Source organism: Arthrobacter horti (assembly GCF_030731045.1).
In the GTDB taxonomy this organism is placed as follows: domain Bacteria; phylum Actinomycetota; class Actinomycetes; order Actinomycetales; family Micrococcaceae; genus Arthrobacter_E; species Arthrobacter_E nanjingensis.
The window spans coordinates 88,880-102,311 of sequence record NZ_JAVALS010000001.1 but is presented as its reverse complement, the minus strand read 5'-3'; the positions used below and the strand labels follow the sequence as shown (position 1 = coordinate 102,311).

Annotated in this window: 12 protein-coding genes, 1 tRNA gene and 1 other RNA gene; 7 read left to right on the top strand and 7 right to left on the bottom strand. The window is 67.8% G+C overall.

Annotation, left to right across the window (positions count from 1 at the left end):
* Complete coding sequence (gene mptB / locus Q9R02_RS00480; RefSeq protein WP_305994679.1) at window positions 1–1,506, bottom strand: polyprenol phosphomannose-dependent alpha 1,6 mannosyltransferase MptB; 1,506 nt, start codon at window positions 1,504–1,506, stop codon at window positions 1–3.
* A 245-nt stretch (window positions 1,507–1,751) separates the two neighbouring features.
* Between mptB (Q9R02_RS00480) and Q9R02_RS00475 the strand changes: the two genes are divergently transcribed.
* Entirely contained in the window at window positions 1,752–3,056 is a 1,305-nt protein-coding gene (locus Q9R02_RS00475) for a glycosyltransferase 87 family protein (RefSeq protein ID WP_305995301.1), read from the top strand.
* Window positions 3,053–4,351 carry a glycosyltransferase 87 family protein gene (locus tag Q9R02_RS00470; RefSeq protein ID WP_305994678.1) on the top strand — a complete coding sequence of 433 codons (1,299 nt, stop codon included), beginning with the start codon at window positions 3,053–3,055 and terminating at the stop codon, window positions 4,349–4,351. The genes Q9R02_RS00475 and Q9R02_RS00470 overlap by 4 nt, the downstream gene beginning before the upstream one ends.
* An 80-nt stretch (window positions 4,352–4,431) precedes the next feature.
* On the opposite strand, the gene mptB (Q9R02_RS00465) is transcribed toward Q9R02_RS00470, so the two are convergent.
* Window positions 4,432–5,985 (bottom strand): polyprenol phosphomannose-dependent alpha 1,6 mannosyltransferase MptB, encoded by a 1,554-nt coding sequence (mptB, locus tag Q9R02_RS00465; protein ID WP_305994677.1) that lies wholly within the window; start codon window positions 5,983–5,985, stop codon window positions 4,432–4,434.
* Window positions 5,986–6,158: 173 nt separating this feature from the next.
* Between mptB (Q9R02_RS00465) and orn the strand changes: the two genes are divergently transcribed.
* The 4 genes from orn to Q9R02_RS00445 all read left to right on the top strand — a co-directional run bounded on the left by orn (window position 6,159) and on the right by Q9R02_RS00445 (window position 8,520).
* Window positions 6,159–6,806: an oligoribonuclease gene (orn, locus tag Q9R02_RS00460; protein WP_305994676.1), complete on the top strand. Its 648-nt coding sequence runs from the start codon at window positions 6,159–6,161 to the stop codon at window positions 6,804–6,806.
* A 129-nt stretch (window positions 6,807–6,935) separates the two neighbouring features.
* Window positions 6,936–7,011: transfer RNA gene (locus Q9R02_RS00455), tRNA-His, on the top strand.
* A gap of 92 nt (window positions 7,012–7,103) precedes the next feature.
* Window positions 7,104–7,688, top strand: coding sequence for a peptide deformylase (gene def / locus Q9R02_RS00450; RefSeq protein ID WP_305994675.1), 585 nt, complete (start codon window positions 7,104–7,106; stop codon window positions 7,686–7,688).
* A 4-nt stretch (window positions 7,689–7,692) separates the two neighbouring features.
* A complete protein-coding gene (locus tag Q9R02_RS00445; RefSeq protein ID WP_305994674.1) occupies window positions 7,693–8,520 on the top strand; it encodes an acyltransferase domain-containing protein in 828 nt (275 codons plus the stop codon).
* Between the two features lie 22 nt (window positions 8,521–8,542).
* Here Q9R02_RS00445 and Q9R02_RS00440 read toward each other — a convergent pair whose 3' ends face one another.
* The 4 genes from Q9R02_RS00440 to rnpB form a co-directional block, all read right to left on the bottom strand.
* On the bottom strand, window positions 8,543–9,346 hold the full coding sequence (locus tag Q9R02_RS00440; RefSeq protein WP_305994673.1) for an HNH endonuclease family protein: 804 nt from the start codon (window positions 9,344–9,346) through the stop codon (window positions 8,543–8,545).
* Between the two features lie 160 nt (window positions 9,347–9,506).
* The gene (locus Q9R02_RS00435; protein ID WP_305994672.1) at window positions 9,507–9,698 is read right to left on the bottom strand and encodes a hypothetical protein; all 192 of its coding nucleotides are present in this window, start codon (window positions 9,696–9,698) and stop codon (window positions 9,507–9,509) included.
* Window positions 9,699–9,773: 75 nt separating this feature from the next.
* Window positions 9,774–11,246 carry a glyceraldehyde-3-phosphate dehydrogenase gene (locus tag Q9R02_RS00430; protein WP_305994671.1) on the bottom strand — a complete coding sequence of 491 codons (1,473 nt, stop codon included), beginning with the start codon at window positions 11,244–11,246 and terminating at the stop codon, window positions 9,774–9,776.
* 197 nt (window positions 11,247–11,443) lie between these two features.
* An RNA gene (gene rnpB, locus Q9R02_RS00425) (RNase P RNA component class A) lies at window positions 11,444–11,814 on the bottom strand.
* 56 nt (window positions 11,815–11,870) lie between these two features.
* On the opposite strand from rnpB, the gene Q9R02_RS00420 reads away from it, so the two are divergent.
* Window positions 11,871–12,635, top strand: coding sequence for a YaaA family protein (locus Q9R02_RS00420; protein ID WP_305994670.1), 765 nt, complete (start codon window positions 11,871–11,873; stop codon window positions 12,633–12,635).
* Window positions 12,636–12,657: 22 nt separating this feature from the next.
* Here the strand turns inward: Q9R02_RS00420 and Q9R02_RS00415 are convergent, their stop codons facing one another.
* Complete coding sequence (locus tag Q9R02_RS00415; protein WP_305994669.1) at window positions 12,658–13,392, bottom strand: zinc ribbon domain-containing protein; 735 nt, start codon at window positions 13,390–13,392, stop codon at window positions 12,658–12,660.
* Window positions 13,393–13,432 lie beyond the last annotated feature (40 nt).

Genomic DNA, 13,432 nt, shown 5'->3' with positions numbered 1-13,432 from the left:
TCAGCCCGCTCGCCTCCGCCTCCAGAACCGCGGCGCGCGGAACAGGCGGTGGGTCTTGCGGTCCGTGTACACCAGGTGCAGGACCAGGGCGGCGCCGACGGCGATCGCGACCGCACGAACCACCCCGATGGGGATCCAGACGAACACACTGAGCTGATCCGTCAGGGCGATGAGCACGAAGAACGCGGTCAGGTAGTAGACCAGCCGGAGCTGCCGGCCGTCCGCGATGCCGGTGACTCCGAAAAAGACCAGCAGCCACACCATGTACCAGGGCTGGATCACGGACGCCATCAGCACGACGGCGGCGAACGCCCAGGCCGCATGCCGCAGGATCCCCTGGGTGAAGCGTTCCGGGTTCTTCGGGATGCGGAACACCAGCCAGAGCGCCACCAGCATGGACAGCACCTTCCCGGCGGTGAAGACCACGTCCGACACGGCCGCGCCGTGTCCCCCGAACAGATTCACCGCGAAACCGGCACCCGCCCCCAGGAGGCCCACCGGGGCGAACCAGATCCACAGCGACTCCCCGGGTGGCGAGAGCGCCCCGAGCCAGCCGAAGCCCAGCCCGTTCAAGTAGCCGACCAATGCCAGCAGGCCGAGCGAAAGCACCGCCGTCGCGCCCCAGTAGAGGAAGCGGCGCGGCCAGCCCGCCGCCCTGCCGGCCCACAGCAGGCCTGCGAACGGCAGCGCCAGCAGCGTGATCGGCTTCACCGCGATCGAGGCGGTCACCAGGACCACGCCGCGGATGCCCCGCCGGGTCGCCGCATAGTAGAGCCCGGCGGTCACCAGCCCCATCATGAGGGCGTCATTGTGCCCGCTCGCCACGAAGTTGATCAGCAGGACCGGATTCAGCACCACCAGCCACAGCGCGCGCTCGGAGTTCACGCCCACCAGGGCCGTGATCCTGGGGACGTAACGGAACAGCATGAGGACCCCGAGCACCCCGAACAGCCGGAAGATCAGGAGCGCGGGCTCCGGGGCGCCGCCGCTGATGGCCACGGCCCCGAACTCGATCCACAGCCAAAGCGGCCCGTACGGGGTGGGCGCCTCCGTCCAGAGGGTGTCCGGACCGAGGTTGAAATAGTTGCTGAGGGAGGAGATGCCGTTGGTGTACGGGTCCAGGCCTTCCAGCATGAGCCGGCCCTGACCGATGTAGGCGTACATGTCCCGGCTGAACAGGGGCACCGCGAACACCAGCGGGGTCACCCAGTACCAGAGTGCCTTCTTCAGCACGGGGCGGGCCTCCGGGGTCCACTGTCCGATCCTCTGCCCCAGGCGGAGCCACGCCCGCAGGAGCAGGACGATGCCGGCGCACACCAGCACGGTGCAGACGATCACAGCGGGGAGCGTGGTCCGGGCCACGATGAACGGCCAGGTACGGATCAGGAAACTGCTGCCGGCCAGCCAGCCGATCCCTATGGAGCCCACCGTCGCCATCAGGGAGCCCACCAGGCCCTGGCGCAACGCCACCTCTACGCCGGTGGTTGCCGGTTTCGGCGCGCTCATGTTGACTGACCAGTTCCTTCCACTGCCTGGGCCCGGATGTGGTGCGGCCCAGGCTTCCGCTATCGGCTGTGGCGTCCCCTGGACACCCCGGCCGACGGTATCCGGGCAAACTGCGGATCCGCTGGGAAGAGGCTGCTGAGATAAAATGTACCGTCTGGGCACTTTCCCGCAGTACCGCACACGCCCAGTCGACGGCCCCTTCGTGCACGGCCTGGACCTGATCGCTGGCAGACAAGGACATTCCCATTTTCTCCGACGCCTTCTTCTCCTCCCTCACGGATCTCCGGAACCGGATCATCCCGCGCCGCGTCCAGGAGTGGCTCTGCAGCCGGGCCGGTCTGTGGACCGGATTCGCCGTCCTCCACGGGGTGTTCCTGGTGTTCGCCCTGATCCTGGCCACCCGTAACGAGGCGTTCAGCGACACGTTCATCTACCGCGGCTGGGTGGCCGCAGGCTTCAACGAGCAGCTCATCAGCGGGCCCAGTCCGTGGGTGTACCCGATCCTGGCCCTGCCGCCCATGGCGATCGCCTACGTGTTCGGGCCGGCGCTGTTCTTCTTCATGTGGGTCCTCATGATCACCGTGCTCAATGGCGTGGCTCTCGGCATGCTCACCGCTTGGGGCCGCAAGCGGGAGTCGATGACCGCGGCGTGGTGGTGGCTCTGCTTCATCTTCCTGATGGGCTGGCTCGGCTTCGCCCGGGTGGACGGCTTCACCGCACCGATCGTCCTCATCGCGCTCCTGTACGGCGTGCGCCGGCCGTTCGTCGCCTCGGCGATCCTGGCCGTGGCCACGTGGATGAAGGTCTGGCCGGCCGCTGTGATCCTGGCACTCTTCACCGTGGTGAAGGACCGTGTCAAGGTGGTCCTGGGCGGCGTGGCCGTGACCGCCGTCGTGGGCGTGTGCGCGGCGCTGCTGGGGGTCCTGCCCAAGCTGATGAACTTCCTCACCCAGCAGGGCGACCGTGGCATGCAGCTCGAGGCCACGTTCACCACGCCCTGGCTGTGGCTCTCAGTGCTGCACGTGGGCGATTCGCACATGTACATGAACACGGACATCAACTCGATGCAGGTGGACGGCCCCGGCACCACCGTCATGTCCACGCTGATGCAGCCGCTCCTGCTGCTGGCTGCCGCAGTGGTCGCGGCCTTGGTCTTCTGGGCACTGCATCAGGGCAAGCTGCGCGGCGGCATCGACCGTACCGAACTCCTCCTGGCCGGCACCTTGGCCCTGACGGTCGCGTTCATCGTGTTCAACAAGGTCGGATCCCCGCAGTTCATGGTGTGGCTGGCTCCCGCCGTGGCTCTGGGCCTGATGCACGATTTCAAGGCCTGGCGCGCCCCGGCCGTCATGCTGATCCTGATCGCCGTGACCACCTTCCTGATCTACCCGCTGTTCTACGACGCCCTGAGCCATGACAACCCCTGGATGGCGCTCGTCCTGACGGTGCGCAATTTGCTGCTGGTGGGCCTCCTGGTCATCTCCGTGCACCGCCTCTACGCCCTGGGCCGGGAGGCCAAGGCGTCCGCCTCGGCGCTCTCCGCCGCATGAGCCGGGGCACCATGCTGGACCGGCTCACCGCCCTGCGCGACCGTCTTCTGCCCACTCCCCTGCTCACCTGGTTCGGTACCCGTGGCAGCGTCTGGTGGGGCTTCGCCGTCGTGCACCTGTACTTCCTGGGCTGGATGGCGTCCTTCTTCCTCAGCGGGCAGACCTTCAGCGACACCGAACAGTACCGCCAGTGGGCCACCGGCGTGGTCCCGGACAGGCCCGGCATGGTCCCGATCACGCCCTGGGTCTACCCGGCGCTCGCCCAGTTGCCCATCCGCCTGGCGAATCTGCTCGGGGCGCCGCTGTATCTGCTCGGCTGGTTCCTGATCATCACAGCTCTCAACGCCTGGGCCCTGGCGGTTCTCACCTCCGGACCGCGGAAGCGCAGCGGAGTGGCCCCGGCCTGGTGGTGGATGTTCTTCCTGGTGTTCATCGGCTACCTCAGCTTCGCCCGGGTGGAGGGCGTGGTGGCGCCGCTGGTGCTGGTGGGCCTTCTGGCCGCGGCGCGGCGCCCCGTGGTGGCCACCGCGCTCCTGAGCGTGGCCACCTGGATGAAGGTATGGCCCGCCGCCGTGATCGCCCCGGTCCTGATCGCGAGCCGGGACCGGCTGAAGGTCCTGGCCACGGGGATCGCCGTGACGGCGGCCGTGGTGATCGGGACCTGGGCCACGGGCAATCTGTCCCACCTCGCCGACTTCCTGACCCAGCAGGGTGAGCGTGGCATGCAGCTTGAGGCGACGTTCTCCACCCCGTGGGTATGGCTGAGCGTCTTCGGCATCGCCGGCTCCCGCATCGCCGACAACGTGGCCATCAACTCCTCGGAGGTCTACGGCCCGGGCGCCCCCGTGGCGGCCTGGCTCATGCAGCCGCTGTTCCTGCTCGTGGTCCTGGCCGGCGCCGGACTCCTGCTCTGGGCGCTGCGCAAGGGCGCCGAGCGCGAAGAGCTTTTCCTGGAAGGCGCTCTGCTGATGACCGCGGCGTTCATCGTGTTCAACAAGGTGGGTTCCCCGCAGTTCATGGTGTGGCTGGCCCCCGTGGTCATCGCCGGCCTGAACCACGACTGGGAGCGCTGGAAGGTCCCCGGGGCGCTGCTCATGGTGATCGCCATGACCACCTTCGTGATCTACCCGCTCTTCTACACGCCGCTCATCCATGCGAACCCCATCATGGCCGGCGTCCTCACCCTGCGGAACGTCCTGCTGGTGGTCCTGCTGGTCTGGTCGGTCAGGCGGACCCTGGACCTGGGCCGCTCGGCGGCCTCCCGGGCCGCCGACGCCCCGGTTCCCGCCGGCTGAGGCTCAGCTCACCGAAGGAAAGGGACGGCGCCGCCTGGCGCCGTCCCTTTCCTTCTCCGCTCGCAGGCGTCCCTGAGCGCCTAGATGACGCCCCAGTGCTCCACGGACCTCCGCGACCCGAACAGGGCCTTGCGCGTGTGGACGTCCAGGAAGGCCAGGTAGGCGGTCATGGCCAGTGCCACGGCGAACGCGATGGTGGAGACCGGCACACCCAGCTGCACGAAGGAGTACACGGACAGCTGGTCCTGCGCACCGAAGACCACGAAGAACGTGACCACCACGTAGAACGACTTCACCTGCCAGTCGTTGCGGATGCCGGTGGCCGCCAGGAGCGGGACGAACCAGAAGATGTACCAGGGCTGGATGATCGGTGAGAGCAGCACGATCGCGGCCATCGCCAGACCGGCCCTGCGGACCAGGTATTCGTGCCGTCCGCGCAGGATCAGCAGCGCCGCCAGCGCCATGGAACCCAGCTTGAGCACACTCCGAAAGCCCGTGGCGATATCGCCACCGGGCAGACCGAAGGCGTTGCAGAACATCTCCAGCTGCTGCCCCAGGAAGCCGGAGGGCGCGTAGCCGGTGTACCCCGGCGTCGGATCGGTGAGGGCGAAGAGCCAGCCGAACCCGAGCCCGTACGGGATGCCACTGACCGCCAGGATCGCAAAGGAGCCGGCACCGGCCAGTGCCCAGAAGACGATCCTCCGGGGCCAGCTCGCACCCTTCCCCGCCCACATGAGGCCCAGGAACGGCAGGAAGACCACGGTGATGATCTTCACGCCGATCGACGCCGTGATGAGAAGAAGCGCCGTCTTGTGCCTCCCCACCGAGGCGAAGTAGAAGGCGGCGACAGCCAGGCCGATCATGAGCACGTCGTTGTGCGCGCTGGCCACGAAGCTGATGAGGAAAAGCGGGTTGGCCACGGAAAGCCAGAGCGCCCGGCCCGGGTTGATGCCGTGCCGGGCCGGCAGCTTGGGCACATAGACCACGCAGAGCCCGACGCCGATGAGCGCCACCACGCGGAAGAGCAGCACGGAGTAGTCGGGCTGGGCGCCCGTGATGCCGACGACGGCGCGGGCGAGCCACAGGAAGTACGGCCCGTACGGCGTGCGGTTCTCCGCCCAGGCCTGGTCGGCGCCCAGTGAGAACCAGTTGCTCAGCGAGGAGATGCCCTGCGAGTAGGGGTCCAGGCCTTCTGCCACAAGCCTTCCCTGGCCCGTGTAGGCGTAAACGTCCCGGGAGAAGATGGGCACCGCGAAGAACAACGGCAGCGCCCAGAGCCCGATGGCCCAGACCACCGTCCGGAGCGACCCCTCCTGCCAGCCGCCGAGGCGCTGCCCCAGCCTGATCCAGGAGCGGATGAGGATCATGGCGCCGACGCTCAGCGCCAGGGTGGAGGCTGTCAGGCCCTGTCCCTCGGTGCGCAGGAAGATGACCAGGGGATGGCGCAGCATGGGGGACGCCGGGGCGATCCATCCCATGCCGATGGATCCCGCGAAGACGAGGAGCGAGCCGATGGCGCCTTCCACGATGGCGGGCCAGGCACGTCCGGACCACGGCTCCCTCAGCCAGCGAAGCCGTTCCAGGGGGGATGCCACGGTCGCGGTACCGTCCCGCGTATCCGGTCCATCCGTCATCGAAGTCACCCATCCGTCCGTTCCGTCGCCCACAGCCCGCTGCCAGCGGCGCCACTGGGAGATTCGCCCGGGCCCACTTTTGCGTGGTCATTTTATCAGCGCCCGGTCGGGAACCCGCTTGACCCGGCAGATGACTGCCCCGGTTCCGTCGCGCCGACCGGTAGTCTTGGCGCGTGGCAAAAACACAAGAGCGAATTGTCTGGATCGACTGCGAGATGACGGGCCTGGACCTGGAGAACGACGCCCTGATCGAAGTCGCCGCCCTGGTCACCGACTCCGAACTGAACATCCTGGGCGACGGCGTGGACGTGGTCATCAAGCCGTCCGATGAGGCGCTGGCACAGATGAACGACTTCGTCCGCCAGATGCACACCGATTCCAAGCTGCTGGACGAACTCCCCCACGGCGTGACCATGGAGGAGGCTCAGGCGAGAGTCCTGGCGTACATCAAGGAATGGGTCCCGGGAGCCGGCGCCGCCCCGCTGGGCGGGAATTCCGTGGGAACGGACAAGATGTTCCTGCTCCGTGACATGCCGGAGCTGGTGAACCACCTGCACTACCGGGTCATCGATGTGAGCACCATCAAGGAACTGTCCCGCCGCTGGTTCACCCGGGCCTACTTCCAGGCTCCGGCCAAGCACGGCGGACACCGGGCCCTGGGCGACATCCGCGACTCCATCGACGAGCTCCGCTACTACCGTCAGGCCGTCTTCGTCCCGGCCCCAGGGCCGGACACGGCCACGGCCCGCGAGGTCGCCGCGTCCATCACCGCGGCCCCGGAGAGCGCGGCCACGGCGGCCCAGGCGACGAGGCCGATGTAATCTGCGCCACAGCGGCAAAGATTTTTCGGCGAAAGTGGCCAAAGTGGCGCAAAGGACCGTCCGGATCCGCTAAGCTATTCAACGTTGCCTTTCCAGAGGACGCGGGAAACCCGTCCTGAATGGCGCTTGGTGGGTATAGCTCAGTTGGCAGAGCGTCTGGTTGTGGTCCAGAAGGTCGCGGGTTCGACCCCCGTTACTCACCCCAAGCAGGGACCTGGTCCCGGGGCTAAGGCCGTATCGGTTTCCGATACGGCCTTAGCTGTATCACTGCACGCTCCGTCAAGAGGGGAACCAACCATGGCAGTCCGTCCTGTGACCATCTGGGGAGAGCCGGTGCTGCACCACCGGGCTGAGGAAGTCACCGTCTTCGACGAAGAGCTGCTGGCCCTCATCCAGGACATGTTCGACACCAATGACGCGGCCAACGGCGTGGGCCTGGCCGCCCCTCAGATCGGTGTGGGCAAGCGCATCTTCATCTACAAGTACGCCAATGAGGACGGGGTCCCGCCCACCGGCGCCCTGGTCAATCCCCGGCTGACCCTCTCCAAGGTCTCCGGCGCGGCCCCCGATCCGGACGAGCACGTGGAGGGCTGCCTCTCCTTCCCGGGTGAGCACTATCCTCTGCAGCGTGCCGACTGGGTCCGGGTGGAAGGCTTCGACGGCTTCGGTGCACCGTTGTCCTTCGAGGCCACCGGCTGGTTCGCCCGTGTGATGCAGCACGAGTACGACCACCTGGACGGCTTGCTCTACGTCAACCGCCTGATCGACCGGTACTCCAAGAAGGCCATGCGCCAGGTCAAGCGCAACGGATGGGGCGTGCCGGGGCTGACCTGGATGCCCGGTGTGGACCCTGACCCCTTCGGCCACGACACGGAGGACTGAGCAGGTGGACTCCTCCGAGATCCTCCGTCTGACGGACATCCGGGACACGGACCGGGACGAAACGCTCGCCCTGCTCGACCGCGATGCCGGGGAGCAGGTCCTGGACGCCATGGCTGTCCTGCGAGGCCGCCTGGGCGCGTTCCCGGGCGGCTACGCCCCCTCCGGCAGCCTGGACGAGTTCGTCTGGCTGGAGGCGTACCTCCGTTTCACCCCGGAGCTCCTGGCCTACTGGGACGGCCTGGGCATCCCCGCGGAGATCTCGGCCGCCACCCTGGCCGACCTCGGCCGGAACGTGGACATCACCCGGCGGGTGCTCGGCCGTTTCGGTCTTGAGACCTTCGGCTGGCTGTCCCTGCACTACGCCGGCAATCTGTTCCAGCTGGGCCGGCTCCAGTTCCATCTGCTCCCCCACCACGAGGACGAGGGCTGGGCCGCACCGGACGAGTGGATCCTGTCTGTTCACATCCCCGAGGGCGGCGGGCTCTCCCCCGCGGCAGTGGACGCGAGCTTCGAGGAGGCCGTCGCCTTCTTCGGCCGGCACTTCCCCGGCAAGCCGGTCCGCAGCGCCGAATGCATCTCCTGGCTCCTGGACCCCGAGCTGTCCCGCCGCCTGCCGGAAAGCAATATGGCGCGCTTCGCCCGGCGGTTCACCCTGGAGCGGACGAGTTCCTCACCGACGGACGCCGTGTACTTCACGTTCCGGAAGCGGGGCCTGGACGGACTGGAGCTGCTCCCCCGGGACAGCTCGCTGCAACGTGCCGTCCTGGAACACCTCGACGACGGCGGCGAATGGGGCCTGGGACACGGTCACCTGACACTTCCTGTCCTCTGAGCCCCGCGCAGCGGTCACGGCGTCAGCTCCCGGAAATGCTCTGCTGTTCCGGGCAGCCGCCCAGCACCCTGCGCATGGCCGCCTTCTCCTCGGGTCCGACGCTGAGCCCGTAGCTGTACTTCACGGAGATCTGGCGAGCCACGTAGTGGCACCGGAACACCCGGTTCGCCGGCAGCCAGGTGGAGGCATCCTGGGCGCTCTTCTGCTGATTGGCGGGACCGTCCACGGCCAGGAGATTCAAAGGGTCATTGGCGAGGGTCTGCCGCAGGCCGGGGCTGAGCCTAGCTGCTCCGCTCTTCCACGCCTCGCCGAGCGCCACCACGTGATCGATCTGCACATTCTGGCTGCTGCGCTCACCCCGCCGGAATGCGATGCGCTTGCCGGTGTACGGGTCCCAGAGTTCGCCGGTGGCGACCCGGCAGAGCGATCGCTCTGAGCCGGAGGTGAAGGTGACGGCGTCAAGGTCCCGGCGGAGGACGTCGTTGCGCGTGTCACAGCCGTTCCTGTCCTCATCGGCCCATGCCTGGCCGAACGCCGTCCGCTGATAGTGGTCCGCCACGTCCTTCGGCGCCACCGGAAGGGACTCCAGAAGTGCCAGGGCACCTTCCGCGGGGACAGCCCTCGGCGCACGGACGGGTTTCATCCAGGCCGGGTCGTACACGCGGGCCTGGCTGGGCCCCTGGCCGGAGCCCGGAAGACCGAACTGCCCCCGGAGGAAGAACCATCCGAGCAGCGCCACCAGGGCCGCCGTGAGAAAGGACAGCGCGGCCGCGGCGATCCGCGAGCGTCGCCGTCGTTGTCTGTACTGCACCCATGTCTGACTCATGAGACCCACGACCGGTTCATGAAACCCTGCTCAGACGCATGAGAGGCGCCTCCTCAGCTCTTCCGGTGATGATTCCGGTTCAGCTTAGGAGACGCCTCCCGCAGCGTTCCCTGGCGCGTGCCGCGATGTGGACAAACTCACGCCGGGCGTCTGAGGACGCTCACTGCTCCTTCCGGACCCGGATCAGATCGGCGTCTGCGGCGTCGGAGAGTTCCTGAAGCTGGGCCACCCGCTCCGGGGTGGCGTCTCCGTGCTCCAGCATGTCCTTGGCCTGGTCCAGGAGGCGATGGCCCTCCTTGCTGTTGGCGGTGGCGATGTCCAGTGCGTGTTCCAGAGTTGTTTCGTGTTCCATGCCCATATCGTGCTCCCGCCGGTCCTTAAAAGCGAGAGGCCACGCCCCGGCGGGGCGTGGCCTCTCAGGCTATGCTCAGGCGCTGGCGCTCTCGGCCACGCGGACCTCTGCGGCAGGGAAGGCCGGCGGGTTCACGCCCGCCATCTCCTCCATGACGCGGACCACCTGGCAGCTGTAGCCGAACTCGTTGTCGTACCAGACGTAGAGCACCAGATTGGTGCCGGTGGCGATCGTGGCCAGGCCGTCCACGATCCCGGTGCGGCGGGAGCCGACGAAGTCGGTGGAGACCACCTCAGGCGAGTCGATGTAGTCGATCTGCTTGCGCAGGGCCGAGTGCAGCGAGAGCTCACGCAGGTACTCGTTGACCTCGTCCTTGGTGGCTTCCTTCTCCAGGTTGAGGTTCAGGATGGCCATGGACACGTCCGGGGTGGGGACGCGGATGGCGTTGCCGGTCAGCTTGCCGGCCAGCTCCGGGAGAGCCTTGGCGACGGCCTTGGCGGCACCCGTCTCGGTCAGAACCATGTTCAGCGCCGCGGAGCGGCCGCGACGGTCGCCCTTGTGGAAGTTGTCGATCAGGTTCTGGTCGTTGGTGAAGGAGTGGACCGTCTCGACGTGGCCGTGGATCACGCCGTACTTGTCGTTGATGGCCTTCAGGACCGGGGTGATGGCGTTGGTGGTGCAGCTGGCGGCGGACACGATGGTGTCCTCATCGGCGATCACACCGTGGTTGATGCCGTGGACCACGTTCTTCAGCTCGCCCTTGCCCGGAGCGGTGAGCAGCACACGGGCGGCACCCTTGCTCTGCAGGTGCTGGGAGAGGCCCTCGGCGTCACGCCAGCGGCCCGTGTTGTCCACGATCAGGGCGTTGTCGATGCCGTAGGACGTGTAGTCGATGGTGGACGGGCTGTCCGAGTAGATCACCTGGATGCGGACACCGTTGACGGTGATGGTCTGGGCTTCCTCGTCCACCTGGATGGTGCCCTCGAAGGGGCCGTGGACGGAGTCGCGGCGCAGCAGGCTGGCACGCTTGGAGAGGTCCTTGTCGCCGCCCTTGCGGACCACGATGGCACGCAGGCGCAGGCCCTGGCCGCCGCCGTGCTTCTCCACGAGGATGCGGGCCAGCAGACGGCCGATGCGGCCGAAGCCGTACAGGACCACGTCCTGGCTGGTGCGGCTGTCCGCGCCCTTACCACCGACCACGGCGGCCAGCTCGGCGCGCAGGAACTCCTCCAGAGTGCGGCCGGCGCCTTCGGCCTGGAACTTCTCGCTCAGCAGCGCCAGATCGATTGCGGCGGCACCGAGCTCGAGGCTGTCCAGGGTCTCCAGCAGCGGAAGGGTGTCCTCAAGGGTCAGCTCGTTCTGGCTGATACGGCGCGCGAAGCGGTGCGCCTTCAGGATCTGCATGGTGGACTTGTTGATGAGGCTGCGTCCATGGATGCTGGTGACCACGTTGTTGTCGCGGTACAGACGGCCGATGATCGGGATCATCGCCTCGGCCTTGGCCTCACGGCTCATCCACTGCTCAAAGGACTCGGAGTTCTGACTCACTCAAGGAACCTTTCGTATACCTGCGCGCGTCGTCGGGCGCAGCTCGCCACCGGGGGTGTCTCAGGCAGAAAAAAACCGCCTAGGCGAACGCGTGCCCGGCGGGTGAACATCGGCGTTCCCCTCAAGTCTATCGCCCCCGGGCCCATGGCGGCCGGGGCGGTCCGGTGACGTCAGTCACATATGCGTGGGGTGTCGGAGGGACGGGCTGGCCTGTGAGCCGGGTTCTGTCATCCGCGCCCGTTGCCCGGCGCGGAGTGGCGATCATCCATCTAGGACCACTGTTGCCAGTGGCCTCAAGCGGCCTACCCGGATGCTCGGGCGAGCAGCCCTCGAACACATCCTGTCTGGCCTTGCTCCAGGTGGGGTTTACCTAGCCTCCCCGGTCACCCGGGGAGCTGGTGGTCTCTTACACCACCGTTTCACCCTTACCCCGTGCACGCACGGGGCGGTCTGTTCTCTGTGGCACTGGCCTGCGGGTCACCCCGAGTGGGCGTTACCCACCACCCTGCTGTGCGGAGCCCGGACTTTCCTCGGTGACTTACGTCAACGCGATCGCCCGGCCAGCCCGTCCGCCGTCCATTCTAGCCGCAAGGCAGCGCCGTCCGGATTCGCTACCATCGAACGGTGCTGATCCTCCTCCCCCCGTCCGAAGGCAAGACCGCCGCGTCCTCCGGCGCTCCGGTCGACTTCGCGAATCTGAGCTTCCCCTCCCTCAACGAGGCCCGCGCGGAGGTGCTGGAGGCCCTGGGGACCGTGAGTGCACATGAGGACGCCCTGGCGCTGCTCGGTGTCGGCGCCTCACTGCATGAGGAGGTGGCGCGCAACACGCGCCTGCGGCACGAATCCGCCGCGCCCGCACACAGCGTCTACTCGGGCGTCCTCTACGACGCGCTCGGATACGCGAGCCTCACGGCGGCGCAGAAGCGCAAGGCCGACGACGCCGTCGTCATCATCTCGGCGCTCTGGGGCGCCCTGCGGTTCGACGACGCCGTGCCCGCCTACCGCTTGTCCATCGGCACCGCGCTGGACGGGCCAGGGCGCCTGGCGACGTTCTGGAAGCCACGGCTGAACGAGGCGCTCGCACAGACGGCGGAGGGCCGTCTTCTGGTGGACTGCCGGTCCAGCGGCTACGCCACGGCCTGGACGCCGCCGGCCACTCAGACCGTGGCGGTCAATGTGTTCCGTGAGCGGGACGGAAAACGCACCGTGGTCAGCCACTTCGCCAAGCACACCCGCGGCGAACTGGCCCGGCATCTGCTCACACGCCGCGGCAAGGCCCCCGGCACACCGCAGGAGCTGCTGAAGGCCGCCTCGGAGCGCTACCGGACGGAACTCGTGGAAGGCACGGCCCGGAAGGCCCACGCCCTCAACATCGTGCTGGACGAATAGCCCGCGGAACCCCGGACGGGGCTCAGTTCCATTCGGGGCTGCGGACCAGGATCACCCCGGAATCCGGGCAGTAGACCACATCGTCCTCGGCCGCGGCCCGGACCTCGGCGAGGTCGCCCGGGCTGAGGTCCATGCCGGAGCCTTCACTGTGCCCGTGGAACAGCCGGGCCGCGCCGACTCCGCGGCGCTCCAGCGTCTTCTGGTACAGCGCCACGAGGCCGGGTTCGATGGTCGCGGCGAATCCATCACGCTCCCCGGCGACGCCGGCCCGTTCCTGCGCGGCCTCCGCGGCCAGAGCACCGAGCTCGGCCTGCACCTCGGCCAGCGCCGACTCGGCACCGGCCAGGGTCTCCTGACGCTCGGTCAGCAGAGTCTCGGCCTCTTCGAGCTGCTCCATGAGTTCCAGCTCGGTGTCCTCTTTGGAGCCCTTGAGCCGCTCCAGGCCTTCGATGTCCTTCTGGAGAGCCACCAGGTCCTTCGACAGCCCGCCCGCGTTGAGCCGCACATTGTCCCGCTCGATCCGCGCGTCCAGGCCCGCCACCTCGTCCTCCAGACCGGTCAGCGACTTCCTGACCTCATCCCGCGCGAATGCGGCCTCCGTGACGGCCACGCGGGCCTCGGTGACCCCGGCCGTGAGAGGCGGCAGCCGGGGGTCCTGCTCCAGCTGCTTCAGCCGTGTGGCGAGCGCCTTCAGCCTGCTGTCGAACGCCTGGAGCTCCAGGAGCTTGAACTGTTCCGCCACCGGCGACTTGGCCATGCACACCTCCCGTGGGTTTGCTGCGGTTCCGCAGTGCTTA

Excerpts from the sequence above, each read along its gene's own strand:
- Q9R02_RS00470 (WP_305994678.1), top strand. The coding sequence starts at position 3,053 with ATGAGCCGGGGCACCATGCTGGACCGGCTCACCGCCCTGCGCGACCGT.
- def (WP_305994675.1), top strand. The coding sequence starts at position 7,104 with ATGGCAGTCCGTCCTGTGACCATCTGGGGAGAGCCGGTGCTGCACCAC.
- Q9R02_RS00435 (WP_305994672.1), bottom strand. The coding sequence starts at position 9,698 with ATGGAACACGAAACAACTCTGGAACACGCACTGGACATCGCCACCGCC.
- Q9R02_RS00415 (WP_305994669.1), bottom strand. The coding sequence starts at position 13,392 with ATGGCCAAGTCGCCGGTGGCGGAACAGTTCAAGCTCCTGGAGCTCCAG.
- Q9R02_RS00440 (WP_305994673.1), bottom strand. The coding sequence starts at position 9,346 with ATGAGTCAGACATGGGTGCAGTACAGACAACGACGGCGACGCTCGCGG.
- mptB (WP_305994679.1), bottom strand. The coding sequence starts at position 1,506 with ATGAGCGCGCCGAAACCGGCAACCACCGGCGTAGAGGTGGCGTTGCGC.
- mptB (WP_305994677.1), bottom strand. The coding sequence starts at position 5,985 with ATGACGGATGGACCGGATACGCGGGACGGTACCGCGACCGTGGCATCC.